The organism is Saccharothrix syringae, assembly GCF_009498035.1.
In the GTDB taxonomy this organism is placed as follows: Bacteria; Actinomycetota; Actinomycetes; order Mycobacteriales; family Pseudonocardiaceae; genus Actinosynnema; species Actinosynnema syringae.
In genome coordinates, this window is record NZ_CP034550.1 from 6955988 (window position 1) to 6969812 (window position 13825).

13 protein-coding genes are annotated in these 13825 nt (G+C 73.9%); 7 read left to right on the forward strand and 6 right to left on the reverse strand.

All coding sequences use genetic code 11. The annotated features are described in order from the left end of the window. Positions 1-23: 23 nt before the first annotated feature. Both EKG83_RS29480 and EKG83_RS29485 read right to left on the reverse strand, forming a co-directional pair. Positions 24-509 (reverse strand): VOC family protein, encoded by a 486-nt coding sequence (locus EKG83_RS29480; protein ID WP_033430159.1) that lies wholly within the window; start codon positions 507-509, stop codon positions 24-26. 17 nt (positions 510-526) lie between these two features. Further along, complete coding sequence (locus EKG83_RS29485; RefSeq protein ID WP_051765385.1) at positions 527-1999, reverse strand: FAD-dependent monooxygenase; 1473 nt, start codon at positions 1997-1999, stop codon at positions 527-529. A gap of 247 nt (positions 2000-2246) precedes the next feature. Here EKG83_RS29485 and EKG83_RS47125 point away from each other — a divergent pair, with 247 nt between their 5' ends. Continuing rightward, positions 2247-2690 (forward strand): nuclear transport factor 2 family protein, encoded by a 444-nt coding sequence (locus EKG83_RS47125; protein WP_170191813.1) that lies wholly within the window; start codon positions 2247-2249, stop codon positions 2688-2690. Then, on the forward strand, positions 2687-3097 hold the full coding sequence (locus EKG83_RS29495; RefSeq protein WP_033430161.1) for a nuclear transport factor 2 family protein: 411 nt from the start codon (positions 2687-2689) through the stop codon (positions 3095-3097). The genes EKG83_RS47125 and EKG83_RS29495 overlap by 4 nt, the downstream gene beginning before the upstream one ends. Before the next feature lie 58 nt (positions 3098-3155). Here EKG83_RS29495 and EKG83_RS29500 read toward each other — a convergent pair whose 3' ends face one another. Continuing rightward, on the reverse strand, positions 3156-4658 hold the full coding sequence (locus EKG83_RS29500) for an MFS transporter (protein WP_051765387.1): 1503 nt from the start codon (positions 4656-4658) through the stop codon (positions 3156-3158). A gap of 165 nt (positions 4659-4823) precedes the next feature. On the opposite strand from EKG83_RS29500, the gene EKG83_RS29505 reads away from it, so the two are divergent. Both EKG83_RS29505 and EKG83_RS29510 read left to right on the forward strand, forming a co-directional pair. Further along, complete coding sequence (locus EKG83_RS29505; RefSeq protein ID WP_033430162.1) at positions 4824-5732, forward strand: helix-turn-helix transcriptional regulator; 909 nt, start codon at positions 4824-4826, stop codon at positions 5730-5732. Between the two features lie 5 nt (positions 5733-5737). Next, positions 5738-6703, forward strand: coding sequence for an aldo/keto reductase (locus EKG83_RS29510; RefSeq protein WP_033430163.1), 966 nt, complete (start codon positions 5738-5740; stop codon positions 6701-6703). Positions 6704-6763: 60 nt separating this feature from the next. Here the strand turns inward: EKG83_RS29510 and EKG83_RS29515 are convergent, their stop codons facing one another. Further along, complete coding sequence (locus tag EKG83_RS29515; RefSeq protein ID WP_033430270.1) at positions 6764-7711, reverse strand: NADP-dependent oxidoreductase; 948 nt, start codon at positions 7709-7711, stop codon at positions 6764-6766. A 117-nt stretch (positions 7712-7828) separates the two neighbouring features. Between EKG83_RS29515 and EKG83_RS29520 the strand changes: the two genes are divergently transcribed. Continuing rightward, a complete protein-coding gene (locus EKG83_RS29520; protein WP_051765389.1) occupies positions 7829-8710 on the forward strand; it encodes a helix-turn-helix domain-containing protein in 882 nt (293 codons plus the stop codon). 244 nt (positions 8711-8954) lie between these two features. Here the strand turns inward: EKG83_RS29520 and EKG83_RS29525 are convergent, their stop codons facing one another. After that, a complete protein-coding gene (locus EKG83_RS29525) occupies positions 8955-10118 on the reverse strand; it encodes an IS701 family transposase (RefSeq protein ID WP_084716281.1) in 1164 nt (387 codons plus the stop codon). A gap of 103 nt (positions 10119-10221) precedes the next feature. Then, positions 10222-11133, reverse strand: coding sequence for a hypothetical protein (locus tag EKG83_RS29530; protein WP_153278529.1), 912 nt, complete (start codon positions 11131-11133; stop codon positions 10222-10224). 328 nt (positions 11134-11461) lie between these two features. On the opposite strand from EKG83_RS29530, the gene EKG83_RS29535 reads away from it, so the two are divergent. Both EKG83_RS29535 and EKG83_RS29540 read left to right on the forward strand, forming a co-directional pair. Continuing rightward, positions 11462-12859, forward strand: a complete 1398-nt coding sequence (locus EKG83_RS29535; protein ID WP_033430166.1) for an ATP-binding protein — start codon at positions 11462-11464, stop codon at positions 12857-12859. Positions 12860-12932: 73 nt separating this feature from the next. Beyond that, positions 12933-13751 carry a helix-turn-helix transcriptional regulator gene (locus EKG83_RS29540; RefSeq protein ID WP_033430167.1) on the forward strand — a complete coding sequence of 273 codons (819 nt, stop codon included), beginning with the start codon at positions 12933-12935 and terminating at the stop codon, positions 13749-13751. The last annotated feature ends 74 nt before the right edge of the window (positions 13752-13825 follow it).

A 13825-nucleotide genomic window follows, 5' to 3' on the forward strand; every position in this document is an offset into this window, starting at 1 on the left:
GGACCTCCTGTGTGTGACGTGGTCTACCGCTCGGTCGCGATGACGGGGCTGTACTGCTCGTAGAGCTCGATCAGCTCGCCGGCGGGGCCGCGGACGAACGCCACGCGGACCAGCATCTCCGGGTCGCCGTTGATGGTCACCGTGGTGGGCTCGCCCGACCAGTCGTCGAAGCCGAACGGCCGCGCGCCCTCGGCCAGGCACCGCTCGTAGGCTCCGTCCACATCGGAGATGGCCAGTCCGATGTGGTGCACCGGCCCGGCCGAGGAGTCGCGGCCGGGCTCGCCGCCGGGGAACAGCTCCAGGTAGGTCTGGCCCTCCAGCTCGATGTAGACGCCGCGGCCGCTGTAGACGGTCTTGCCGGTCTCGGTGTAGGTCTTGGTCCACTCGTAGGTGCGCGAGAAGCCCAGGGCCTCGCGGTAGAAGCGGATCGACTCGTCCACGTCCGGGCAGAAGATCGCGACGTGCATGAGGGTCGCGGCGCCGGGCGGGCGGATGGAGACGGGGCTCATGGGTCCTCCAGGGTTGTTCAGCGGTTCAGCCAGGCGGTGAGGCGCCCGGGCAGGTCGGCGGCCTCGTCGGCGGGCGCGGTCAGCGCGACGTGCCCGTCCGGGCGGACCAGCACGGCGTGCGGCAGCTCGGGGTCGACGGCCACCGCGACCGGCGTGCGGCCGCGCTCCGCGGCCTCCTTGACGGCCGCGGCACCCGCCTCGGAGGGCAGCACGACCGACCAGCCGATGCCGTCGGCCATGCCGGGCCGCGGCGGCATGCGGTCGCCGACCGCGGGCGACGGTCCGCCGTCGCCGCCGCCGTAGGTGATGGCGAGCTGGGCCAGGCGCCGGGCGAGCCAGCCGGAGAACTCGGGCAGCTCGCCCAGCACGCCGAGCATCCGGTTGCGCAGGTGGATGCTGTCGGGGTTGCTCATCGTCGAGACGTCGTGCAGCTGGGCGGTGAACGCCAGCAGGCCCTGCGCCATCGGCCGCCGCTCGCCGTCGTAGGTGTCGAGCAGCGCGGGGCCGGCGGTGCCGTCGAGCACGGCGGCGAGCTTCCAGGCGAGGTTGAACGCGTCCTGGATGCCCGTGTTCAGGCCCTGCGCGCCGACCGGGCTGTGCACGTGGGCGGCGTCGCCGACGAGGAAGAACGGCCCCTTGCCGAACGCCTCGGCCAGCCGGTGCCGCACCCGCCAGATCGACACCATCTCCAGCGACTCGACCTTCGCGCCGGCCGCGGCGGGCCCGCGCGCGTCCAGCATCTCCTGCACGTCGGCCAGGTCCGGCACCGGCGTGTCGTCCTCGACCAGCGCCACCATCCGGTACAGCCGGCCGGGCAGGTGGGAGATCGCGGCGAGGCCGGCGGGCGAGAAGAAGAAGCTGATCTCCCCCTCCGGGCCGGCCCACTCCATGACGAACTCGATCAGGGCGAAGTTGTGCGGCCGGTCGTGGCCCTCGAAGGCGATGCCGGCGCGCTGCCGCACCACGCTGTGCAGGCCGTCGCAGCCGACGACGTAGCGGGCGCGGATGGCCCGGATCTCGCCCGTGTCGTCGTCGGTGACCATGGCCATCGCGCCGGGGTACTGCTCCTTGACGTCCACCACGGTCCAGCCGCGGTGCACGTGGCCGCCGACCTCGGCCAGCCTGGCGTCCAAAATCCGCTCGGTGGTCTCCTGCGGGATGGCCAGCACGAACGGGTAGGGCGTGTCCAGCTCGTTGAACGGGGTCTCCAGCAGGACGCGGTCGCCGTCGCGGGCGGCGAACGACCGCCCCGGGCGCCCGGCGGCCACCAGCTCGTCGGCGACGCCGACGGCGGACAGCGACTCCAGGGTCCTGGCGTGCAGGGCGGCGGCCCGCGAGTTGGGCGACGGCCCGAGCTGCCGCTCGACCACGACGTGGTCGACCCCCAGCCGGGTCAGCGCCAGCGACAGGGCGAGACCGGTCGGCCCGCCGCCGACGACCAGGACGTCGGTGCTGCTCGGCAAGCCGCGCTTGCCCGGGTTCCTGCTCATGGGTCCTCTCCCCGGTGGGAATTGTCGGGCCCGCCCTGGCGAAAAGCGGGCGGGTGCTCGCCGAACCAGTGTCGGAGGCCGCCCGGAACGGCGACAAGGACGACTGAACACACCGGCCCGGAAAACCAGGAGCAGCGCCGACTTGACGGAGTACGGGAACCCGGGTCACCCGTTCCTCCCAGTTCGCCGGGCCGGGGCGCTACATTCGACGCACCTCTTGTGCGACCTCTTCAGAAAGGTGCGCGAAATGAGTAGCGAGTTGTCCGGCGACGACCGCCGGGCGCGCAACGCCGCGACCCTGGAAACGTATTTCGAGCGCCTCGCCGCGCTCGACGTCGACTCGTGGATCGAGCTGTGGGCGGAGGGCTGCGTGCAGGTGATGCCGTTCGCGGCGGGCGGTGTCCCGGACCGCGTCGAGGGCCGTGACCAGGTGTGGGACCTGTACCGGGGCATGGCGGAGGACTACGCGGAGCTGGCGTTCGACGACGTGGAGATCCTGCCGCTGGACGACCCGGACAAGGTCCTCGCCCTGTGGCGCCCGCGCGGCCGGATGACCGACGGCCGCGCGTACGCCAACGAGAACGTGGGTTTGTTCGAATTCGACGCCGACGGGCGCATCGCGATGTTCACCGAGTACTTCCACCCGGTGTACGTGGCGCAGGCGTTCGCCGCGGAAGGAGCGCGGTCGTGAACTCGGAGCGCAATGTCGCCACCATGCGCCGGTACTTCGAGCTGCTGAGCCGGAAGGACTTCGACGGCTGGCTCGACCTGTGGGCCGACGACGGCGTGCAGTTCATCCCCTACCACGACAACGTGCTGCCGCCCGAGGTGCGCGGAAAGGCCGAACTGGGCCGGCTGTACCGCGAGATCCACGAGTCGTACTCGTCGATGGTGTTCACCAACGTGGACATCCACGCCGTCCACGGCGCCGACCGCGTGTTCGCCCGGTGGCACCCGGTGGGCCAGCTGCTGGCGGGTGGCGAGTACGAGAACGACAGCATCGGCCTGTTCGACTTCGACGCCGACGGCAAGATCGTCCGCTACACCGAGTGGTTCAGCCCGCTGGGTTTCTCGGACAGCTTCGAGGTGACGCGCTAGGTGCGGCGAAAAGGGGCGGCCCGGGTCGATCGGACCCGGGCCGCCCCTTTCGGTCACCTCATCCCGCCTGGGGTCGGGACGCGGCGACCTCGTCGCCGGACCGCGCCCCGTCGGCGGGGGTGGCCGCCGAGCCGGACCGCGGACCGCGCAGGAACAGCACGGCGACGAGCACGCCCGCGAAGGTCACCGCGGCCGCCACGAGCAGGGCCGACCGCAGGCCGTCGAGGGTGGCGGCCTCCGGCGAGGCGGCGTCCGGCACCGTGGTCGCGGCCACCACCGCGGCGAGCACCGCGACGCCGACCGCGCTGCCCACCTGCTGGGCGGTCTGGGCCAGGCCGCTGGCCAGGCCGGTGTGCTCGGTGGGCACGCCGGAGGTCATGGTGCCGATGAACGCCACCACGGCGAGCACGTGGCCGAAGCCGAGCGCGGCGCTGGTGACCAGCAGCAGCACCAGGTCGCCGTCCTGCGGCAGCAGCAGCATCGCCGCCGTGCCCAGGCCCTGCACCACCAGGCCGAGGACCAGCACGGCCGGGGTGCCCAGGCCGCTGATGAACCGCGCGGCCAGGCTGCCCGAGACCATCGCCGCGACGCCCTCGACGATGAACCCGAGGCCGGTGGCCAGCGGGCTCCAGTGCAGCACCTCCTGCATGTAGAGGCTGAGCAGCACGGTCGAGCCACCGCACATGCCGAACGTGATGAACCCGGTCAGGCCGCCCCACTTCACCGTGCGCCTGCGCAGGATCGACAGCGGCGCCAGCGGCGCCTCCTGCCTGCCCTCCACCACCAGGAACCCGGCCAGCAGCACCACCGCGGCGATCAGCGGCACCAGCGCCGCCGGGGAGGTCCAGCCCGATTCGCCGACCGTGGAGATGCCGTAGACCAGCGCCAGCAGGCCGGTGGTGGCCAGCAGCGCGCCGGGCACGTCCAGCCGCGCCGGGCTGCGCTCCTCGTCCTTGTCCAGCAGCGCCACCGCGCCGGCCAGCACGACCACGCCCATGATCACCAGGATCAGCATGGTCCACCGCCAGCTCAGGCCGCTGGTGATGACGCCGCCCGCGATGGTGCCCACGACGAACCCGAGCGACAGCAGCGCGCCGCTGACGCCCAGCGCCTTGTCGCGCCGCGGCCCCTCCGGGAACGACGCGGTCAGCAGCGCCAGCGCCGTGGCGCCGACCATCGCCGAGCCCACGCCCTGCCCGGCGCGGGCCGCGATGAGCACCCACGGCGCCGTGGCCAGGCCCGCGACGAGCGAGAACACCGTCACGATCCCCAGGCCGAGGATGAACAGCGGTCGCCTGCCCACCAGGTCGGACACGCGTCCGAACAGCAGCAGGAAACCCGCCGTGGGCAGGATGAACGCCGTCATCACCCACTGGAGGTCCGCCGCGCCGCCGAAGCCCAGGCCGCGGTCGATGGCGGGCAGGGCGACCGTGACGATCGAGAAGTCGAGCGCGATCATGAACTGCGCCATGCAGAGGGTGATCAGCGTGAGCCAGCCGCGCAGGCCCAGGCCGGCCGTCGCTTCACCCGGCGCGGCCCCGGAGCCGGTTTTCCTGGTCATGATTGGCCATGCCTCCCTGAACTGTTTCGCTTCAGGAATGATCGTGACCGGCGCGCGGAGGTGTACCCAGACCTCGGTTCGATGTAGGAACTTTCAGGGTAGGAACCCGGTTCCTAGCACTGCCAGTGTTAGCCGCGCGGCCGCGAACCGCGCGACAATGGCCGGATGAAGAGGCTCAACGACCTGGGCGAGTTCCTTCGTTCCCGACGCGCGCAGCTGCGCCCCGAACAGCTCGGGCTGGTCAACCACGGCCGCCGGCGGGTCGCGGGGCTGCGCCGCGAGGAGGTGGCGCAGCTCGCGGGCGTGAGCGTCGCCTACTACACGCGGCTGGAGCAGGGCCTCACCGACCGGGCGTCCGACGCGGTGCTCGACGCCGTCGCCCGCGTGCTCCAGCTCGACGAGGACGCGCACGCCCACCTGCACCGGCTGGCCCGCGGTTCGCGCCGCGACCGGCCCCGGGTGCGCCGGCCGGAGCGGCTGCGGCCCTCGATCGCGCTGATGGTGGAGTCGTTCACCGCGGCGAAGGTGCCGGCCCTGGTGATCGGCCGGTCGACCGACGTGCTGGCGTGGAACCGGCTCGCGCACGGGCTGCTGGCCGGGCACCTGGACTTCGACGCGCCGAACCGGCCCGCGGACCGGCCGAACATCACCCGGATGGTGTTCCTCGACCCGCACGTGCGCGAGCTGTACCCCGACTGGAAGCGCAAGTGCCGCGACACCGTGGACGACCTGCGCCTGGTCGCCGGGCGCTACCAGGACGACGCGCGCCTGGCCGAGCTGGTCGGCGAGCTGAGCATGAAGAGCCCGGAGTTCACCGCGCTGTGGAACAACCACGCGGTCAAGGCGTGCGCCTACAGCGCGCGCGAGTTCCACCACCCGCTGGTGGGCCCGCTGACCCTGGCCAACGAGCTGCTGGTGCTGCCCGACGACGACGGCCAGCGGCTGGCGCTGTTCCACGCCGAGCCCGGTTCGCCGTCGGAGGCCGCGCTGAGCCTGCTGGCGGACCTGGTCACCTCCGGTGCCCGGCCCCCCGCGGTGCCCTCGCCCCGCCCGTCGCTGCACCCCGGGGCGTGAGCCCGATGGCTGAACTGGGTGCTCTGCGGGTGAGCGCGCAGGGCCTGGGCTGCATGGGCATGAGCGCGTTCTACGGCTCGCGCGACGACGTGGAGTCGGTGGCGACCATCCACCGCGCGCTGGACCTGGGCGTGACCTTCCTCGACACGGCCGACGTCTACGGCCCGTACCTCAACGAGGAGCTGGTGGGCCGGGCGATCCGGGGCAGGCGCGACGAGGTCGTGCTGGCCACGAAGTTCGCCGCCGACCCGGAGGAGAACCGCATCCGCGGCGACGCGCCCTACGTCCGACGCGCGTGCGACGCGTCGCTGCGGCGGCTCGGGGTCGACCACATCGACCTCTACTACCAGCACCGCGTCGCCCTGGACACCCCCGTCGAGGAGACCGTCGGCGCGATGGCCGAGCTGGTGGCGGCGGGCAAGGTGCGGCACCTCGGCCTGTCCGAGGTCAGCGCGCGCACCCTGCGCCGCGCGCACGCCGTGCACCCGATCGCGGCGGTGCAGACCGAGTGGTCGCTGTGGTCGCGGGAGATCGAGCGCGAGGTCGTGCCGACGTGCCGCGAGCTGGGCGTCGGCGTGGTGCCGTACTCCCCGCTGGGCCGCGGCTTCCTCACCGGGCGCTACCGGGCCGCCGGCGACTTCGCGCCGGACGACTTCCGGGCGACCGGCCAGCCCCGGCTGGACCGCCGCAACATCGACCACAACCTGGAGCTGGTGCGCGGCCTGGAGGAGCTGGCCCGGGCCTGGGGCCACACGGCCGGGCAGCTCGCGCTGGCGTGGCTGCACCACCAGGGGTCCGACGTCGTGCCGATCCCCGGCACGAAGCGCCGCCGGTACCTGGAGGAGAACGCCGCCGCGCGCGACATCGCCCTGGACGCCGCGCAGGTGGCCGCGATCGAGGCGGCCGTGCCCGCCGAGGCGGTGGCGGGCGCCCGCTACCACGCCGACGCGATGGCGAACATCGACCTGTGAGCGGCACGACCGACCCGTGCGGTGCGGGTGCCCGGCCGCGCCGGGCACCCGCACCCGTGCTCAGTCCAGCGGCATGAGGACCAGCTTGCCGCGGCTGATCCCCTCGTCCACCAGCTTGTGCGCCGCCGCGACCTCGTGCAGCGGCAGGACCGAGCCCACGTCCACGGTCAGCTCGCCCCGGTCGACGTGCCCGGCCAGGGTGACCAGCCCGGCGCCGTCCGGCGCGACGACGTGCCGCACCACGCGCACGCCCCGCCGCGCGGCCGCCTCCTCCAGCGCCGTGGGACCGGTCGCGGCGTCGGGCACCCGCGCGTGCGCGCCACCGGGCCGCACCAGCTCGACCAGCCCGTCCCGGCCGACGCAGTCCAGCACCGCGTCGACCTCGCCGACGGCGGTCGCCACGTCGGTCGTCGTGTAGTCCACCACCTCGTCCGCGCCGAGCCCGCGGAGGAAGTCGTGGTTGGCCTCGCGCGCCACGGCCACCACGGACGCGCCGCGCGCCTTGGCCAGCTGCACGGCCAGGTGCCCGACACCGCCCGCCGCGCCGTTGACCAGCAGCCGGTCCCCGGCGCCGACGCCGAGGCGGTCGAGGGTCTGCAACGCGGTCAGCCCGCTCAGCGGCAGCGCCGCCGCGTCCACGTGCCGCAACCCCGCCGGCTTGGCCGCCAGCTCCGCCGCGGGCGCGCTGACGAACTCCGCGTAGGCCCCGGCGAGCGCCGGGAACCGGGGCATGCCGTAGACCTCGTCACCGGGCCGCAGGTCCGCCACCCCCTCGCCCACCTCGACGACCACGCCGGAGACGTCCCAGCCCCACGTGTGCGGGCCGGCGCCGAACCACTCCTCGGCCTTGCCGCCGCGGCACTCCGCGTCCACCGGGTTCACCCCGGCCGCCAGCACCCGCACCAGCACCTCACCCGGCGCGCACCCCGGGCGCGGCACGTCCGCCAGCTCCAGCACCTCCGGGCCGCCGTACTGCCGGGCGACCACCGCTCGCATGGTTTTCCCCATGGCCACAACTGTTCCAGCCCCGGGTGGGGCCACCCAGCCACCTGCCGAACGTAGACCTGTTTTGGGTATTCCTGGCAGGTGCAGGTTCGCCAGGGGTGCCCGAGGCATCCTGGTCCCATGGATCAGCGATCGGAACTCGGCGAGTTCCTCCGGTCGAGGAGGGCGCGGATCAGCCCCGAGGACGCGGGCGTACCGCGCTACGGCCGCCGCCGCGTGCCCGGTCTGCGCCGCGAGGAGCTCGCCCAGCTGGCCGGCATCAGCGTCGGCTACTACGTGCGGCTGGAGCAGGGGCACCCGGTCAACACCTCGGACTCGGTGCTGAACTCGCTGGCCCGGGCGCTGCGGCTGACCCCGGACGAGCACGCCCACCTGCGCGGCCTGATCCGGTCCGGCCCGGTCAAGCCCGCCCGCGCGCGCCCCGACCGGCTGCGGGAGACCGTGCGGTCGGTGGTGCACTCGCTGGGGCACATGCCCGCGCTGGTGCTGGGCGTGTTCGGGGACGTGCTGGTGTGGAACCGCCTGGCGCACGCGCTGCTCGCCGGGCACCTGCCGTTCGGGGCGCCGGACCGGGCGGCCGACCGCCCGAACTGGCCCCGGCTGTTCTTCCTGGACCCGCACGTGCGGGAGCTGTTCCGCGACTGGTCGGAGAAGGCCCGGGACACCGTGGCCGACCTGCGGCTGATGGCGGGCCGCTACCCGGACGACCCGCGGCTGGCCGAGCTGGTGGGCGAGCTGTCGCTCAAGAGCCCCGAGTTCCGGGCGCTGTGGTCGGCGCACCCGGTGCGGAGGTGCGCCTTCCACGACCGCCGCTTCCGGCACCCGGTCGTCGGCGAGCTGACCCTGACCGACGAGCTGATGGCGCTGCCCGAGGACGAGGGCCAGCGGCTGGTGGTCTTCACCGCCGCGCCGGGCTCCTCCTCCGCCGCCGCGCTGACCCTGCTGGCCGAGCTGGCGGAGTCGGGCGCCCGCCACCGGCCCGGCGTCGGGGGGACCGGGTAGCGCCGGTCTCCCCCGCGGCGCCGGGACGGCGGGAGAGCGGGTCGACGGCGGCGCGGTCGGCCACGCTGCCGCCGCACCGCCGAACGTCGAACGTCGAACGTCACGCACCGGGTAACGGGACCGGTCCGCACCACCGGGCACCTGCCGCACCAGGGGCACCGGGCCGCGAGACCTCCACACCACCCGGCACCTGCCGCACCACCGGGCACCTGCCGCGTCAGGGCACCGGGGGTCGCCCCGCGGGCTACGCGAAGGGCCGCCGGCGGAGGTCCCGCTCCTGCTCCGCCCGCCGCCTCCCCAGCAGGTAGGCGTGCGCCAGCGAGGTGAGCGTGACGTGGTGGTGCCAGCCGCGGAACGAGCGGCCCTCGAAGTGGCCCAGCCCCACGTCCTCGTAGAGCCTGCTCGTCTCGCGCTCGACCTCGACCCCGGCCCGGGTGAGCCGGATCAGGTCGGGCATGGCCGCGTGCACGTTGGTGAGCCACACCTGCACCGGGTAGGGCTCGCCGGGCAGCCACCGGGTCAGCAGGCGGCGCGCCCGGCGCGGCCCGCTCGGCGAGGTGCCCGGCCGGGTCGGCACCGACTCCACCACGTACCGCGAAGCCTGCTGCCTGCCGTTCTCCACGGCCCACAGGTTCATCACCGCCCCGGGCCGGCTCACGCCGCGGAACGCGCCCGGCGAGCGCTCGCCGACCAGCGACACGGCCGACTCGTAGGGCACCTGGACGAGGTAGCGCATCCGCCGCTCCTCCAGGCCCGTCAGCAGCTGCTCGACCTGCATCATGTGCCGCCCGTCGACCACGACCGGCTGCGGGGGCAGCCCCCAGTCGCCGGCCAGCTCGTCGACCATCGACAGCACGGCCTCCCACCGCTCCCGGCGGCGCTCGCCCTCGGGCACGTGCGCCTTCGCGCGCAGGTCGGCGTCGGAGTCCCAGGAGTGGGGCAGCAGCAGCCGCCAGTCGACCGGCGCCGCCTCGCCCTCGCCGACGAGGAACATCGCGAGCCCGAGCTGGCAGTTCAGCAGCTTGCCCGCCGACGGCGCGAACTGCCGCGCGACGCCGACCGAGCTGGACCCGTTCTTGGTGAACACCGCCTCGCCGACCGCCCAGGCGTGCGGTCGGTACAGGGTGGCGAGGTGCCGGGCCAGGTTGCGGCGGATCGGCGCCCACTGCCAGGTGCTCTGGTTGACGAACTGCTGGAGTCCCTGCTCCGCCCGCCAGCCGGCCATCGCCTCCGCCACCCGGCGGATCGACTTGCGGCCGGGGAGCGAGACCAACCCGCGAACGTAGATCTCGCCCCAGCGACGCTGGTCCGAGCGGGGCAGGGTGTCGAGTAATTCGTGGCAGAACTGCGTCAACGTGTCGACCTCACCGGGCCGCACGGCATGGAAGTTGCGATCGTGTAAAGCCATCGGACCTACGATCCCCCAATGTCGTTTCTTCTGGTCCTGCCGGATGTGCGGAAATTTCTCGGTTACCTCCCCGGGGCTCCGCGAAAACCTTCGGGAATCCGTCTTAGCGGCGTTCCTCGAATCTGGTGTATAGGAGTCTCACGGCCAGCGCCGACGCGGCGGGCGCATACCCCGTGCGCCGGGCCTGGAACTCGGTCCACGCGTCGACGGGGTCCCGCTCGACGGGCAGCCCCGCCGCGGCCAGCAGGCTCACCGTGTCGTCGAACGCGCGGTCCTCGCGGCCGTGCAGGCTGATGGTGCTGCGGGGTGCCGCGGTGCCCGTGGCGACGAGCGCCCGACCGATGCAGTCGGTGCCGTTGACCAGGACGACCGCGGTGTGCGGCGGCGTCCAGTCGGGCGCGATGGCCTCGGCGAGCGCCGCGACGTCCAGCATGGTGACGACCGTCTCCAGCCAGCACCGCGTCCCCGAGGACCGGGTGTAGAGCAGGGTGGGCCACGCGCGGTGCGCCCAGTGCAGCTCGGCGAGCCACGCCGACCAGTCGGACAGGGCCCGGTCCAGGCCCTCCCGGCCGCCCGTGCCGAGGAACCCGGCCAGCAGCTCCTCGGCGCCGCGGCCGTCGCCGAACTCGCCGCAGCGCCGCTCCCGCGCGGTGTGCGCCTGGCCGGTGCGCACGACGAGCGCGCCGAACAGCACCACCAGCGCCGTCCGACCGCCGTCCGCGACCCCGGCGGGCGCCGCCACGAGCACGACGCCCACCTGCCAGGCCCCGAGCCACACCAGCAGCACCGCCAGCAGGCAGACCGGCGCGGTCAGGCCGATCGCGCGTTCTCCCGCGCGCTCGTCGAGGCGGCGGCCGACCCACCCGAACGCCGTGCCCGCCCACCGCACCGCGTGGTGCGACCACGCCGACGCGGAGGTCGCCAGCGCCGACCGCACCGCCGTGAACGACACGACGGCCAGCACGACGGCGCCCAGCACCCGCAGCACCGCGTCCACACCCGATGCCAGCTCCACCGGACCAGGCCCTCCCTCAACACCAGACGATCAACCCGGATGCCATTCCACGCGGTCGGGTTAAATCAGTACAGCAAGCGTTTATCGGGGAACTCGGAGTACCAGCCTGGCGCAAATGCGGACGCCCCTGCGTGGCGCAGCGTGACCGGTTGCGCCATTGGGGTGGAACGGCCCGACAAAGCACCGCGCGGCACAGTTGACGGAAAACCGATGTGCTGACGGAGACAACACCGGACTCTGTCAGCTGAATGCAGCGGCAAAACGCCGGGGTCACGATGGACGAGTCCGGCGGAACACGCCGGAATCGCGTGGCTGGAAGGAGAAACCGATGTCCTGGCGCTTCGTCGTGCGCGACGGTCTGCTCGACCGCGTCGCCGCGGTGCTCGCCGCGCCGCGCCCCGGGCCGCTGGTGTTCACCGGCGAGACGGGGATCGGCCGGTCGACGGTGCTGGAGCTGGCCGCGGGGCTGGTGGACGAGCGGACCGACGCCCTCATCCCGCTGCGCGGTACGCCGGGGCGCCTGGCGACGCTGCGCGAGCACCTGCCCCCGGACGTGCCCGTCCCCCGGGCGGGCGGGCTGGGCGTGGTGGTCGAGGCGCTGGAGCGCCACGCCGACGGCCGCCGTCCCGTGGTGCTGCTGGACGACGCCCACCTGGCCGACCACGCGACCGTGCAGGTGTTGCGCGACCTGCACGTCCGGACGGGCGCGGTGCTGGTGCTGGCGCTGCGCACCGACCGGTTCCCGGGCCCCGACCCGCTGGACTGCCTGCGCTACGAACCGGGTTTCCAGCGCGTCGAGGTGCCGCCGATGGGCGTGGACGAGGTGGCGTCGCTCGCGTCGGACGTGCTCGGCGGCCCGGTGTCGGCCGCCGCGGCGGAGGCGTTGCGCGCGGTCACCGGCGGCAACCCGGCCCTGCTGCGGCGCTACCTCACCGCGGGTGCGCTGCGCGCCGCGATGCGCCAGGGCGAGAGCCCCGGGCTGTCGCTGGGCGACGTGCCGCACGAGGGCGTGGAACTCGACGAGCGCGGCAGGGAACGGCTTCGGGAAGCCGTCCGGGACGCGTGGCGGGAGCTGTCGCTGGACGTGCTGGACCAGGCGTGCCGGCTCGCGCTGCTCGCGGGCGAGGAGGCGGCCGTGTCCCTGGTGTGGCCGCAGGTCCTGCTGCTGCGCGGCAACGCCCGGGAGGCGTTGGCGCAGGTGCGCGAGACCGGGGCGGCGCCGTCCGAGGCGCGGGCGCTGACGCGGGCGTTCGTGCTGGCGTTCGGGCCGGAGGGCACCGACAAGGCGTGCGCGCTGCTCGACGACGTCGCCCGCACCACCCCCGCGTGGGCGTCCCGGTTGGACGCGGTGCGCGCGTGGCTGCTCGCCGTGGGCGGTGACACCGCGGAGGCCCGGCAGGTGGTGGCGGACCTGGTGCCGGACCGGCAGGCGGCGGTGTTCGCGCAGGCGGCGCTCGCGACCGTCGCCCTGGCCGAGAACCGGCCCACCCAGGCGGTGTCCGCGCTGCGCCGGGCGTTGACCGGTGCCGAGCGGATGCGCGACGAACTGCCGTGGCTCGCGCCGTACCTGACCGCCTGCCTGGTGGACGGTCTGGTCCTGGCGGGACGGCTGGCCGAGGCCACCTGGACCGCCGCGCAACTTCGGGCACACGCAGGTCACTGGGAGGCCGCGGTATCGCTCGGGGCCTGCGCAGAAACGGTTTTCCAGCGGGTTGGCAGCAGGTAGGGACGGGATTCGCTGTCGGTGGTGGTAAAGCACTAGAGTCGGTGAGCCGGCGTTCCGGGGCCTGGGGGTATTTGTGGGAACGAGGAGGAACAGGCAGGAGTTGGCGCAGTTCCTGCGCCGCTGCCGGGAGCGCACCAGTCCCGCCGACCTCGGCCTGCCCACCGGCTCGCGCCGCCGCACGCCCGGGCTGCGCCGCGAGGAGATCGCCGTGCTCGCCGGCCTCAGCCCCACCTGGTACACGTACCTGGAGCAGGGGCGGGACATCCGGCCGTCCACCGAGGTGCTGGCGAGCCTGGCCAGGGTGCTGCGGCTGAGCGGTGACGAGCGCACCTACCTGTACCTGCTCGCCACCGGCAGCCCGCCGTCGGACGAGAAACCGCGCAGCGACACCTCCGACGACGCGGTCGTCCGCTCGGTGGTCGCCGCGATGTGCGACAACGACCTGCCGGTGTACGGGGCCGACGTCCACGGCGACGTGGTGGCGTGGAACGTCGCGGCGACCAAGTGGTACACCGACTTCGGCGCGCTGCCCGAACCCCGCCGCAACATGCTGCTGTGGATGCTGACCGCCCCGGAGGCGCGCGAGCGGTTCGTCAACTGGGAGGACGAGACCCGCGACGTCGTCGGCCGGTTCCGGCGGGCGGCCGCGGCCCGCGCGTGGGACGCCCGGTTCGAGGAGCTGATCGCCCTGATGCACGAGGCGAGCCCGGAGTTCCGCGAGTGGTGGTCGTCGCACTACGTCACCCGGCAGCGCACCCGGCTGCGGGAGGTGCGCGTCGACGGGCAGCTGCGGGTGACCCAGCTGGCGGTGCTGAACCTCGCCGACTGCACGCGCTCGGTCGTGGTGCACCTGCCCGCCGACGACCCGCGACCCGACGCGTTCCTCCGGTAGGCGGGCACGGCTGCCCCGTTCGCAGGGGGACGATCCGGGCACTTCCGGACGAAGAACACCGAACTCGGCTCCGC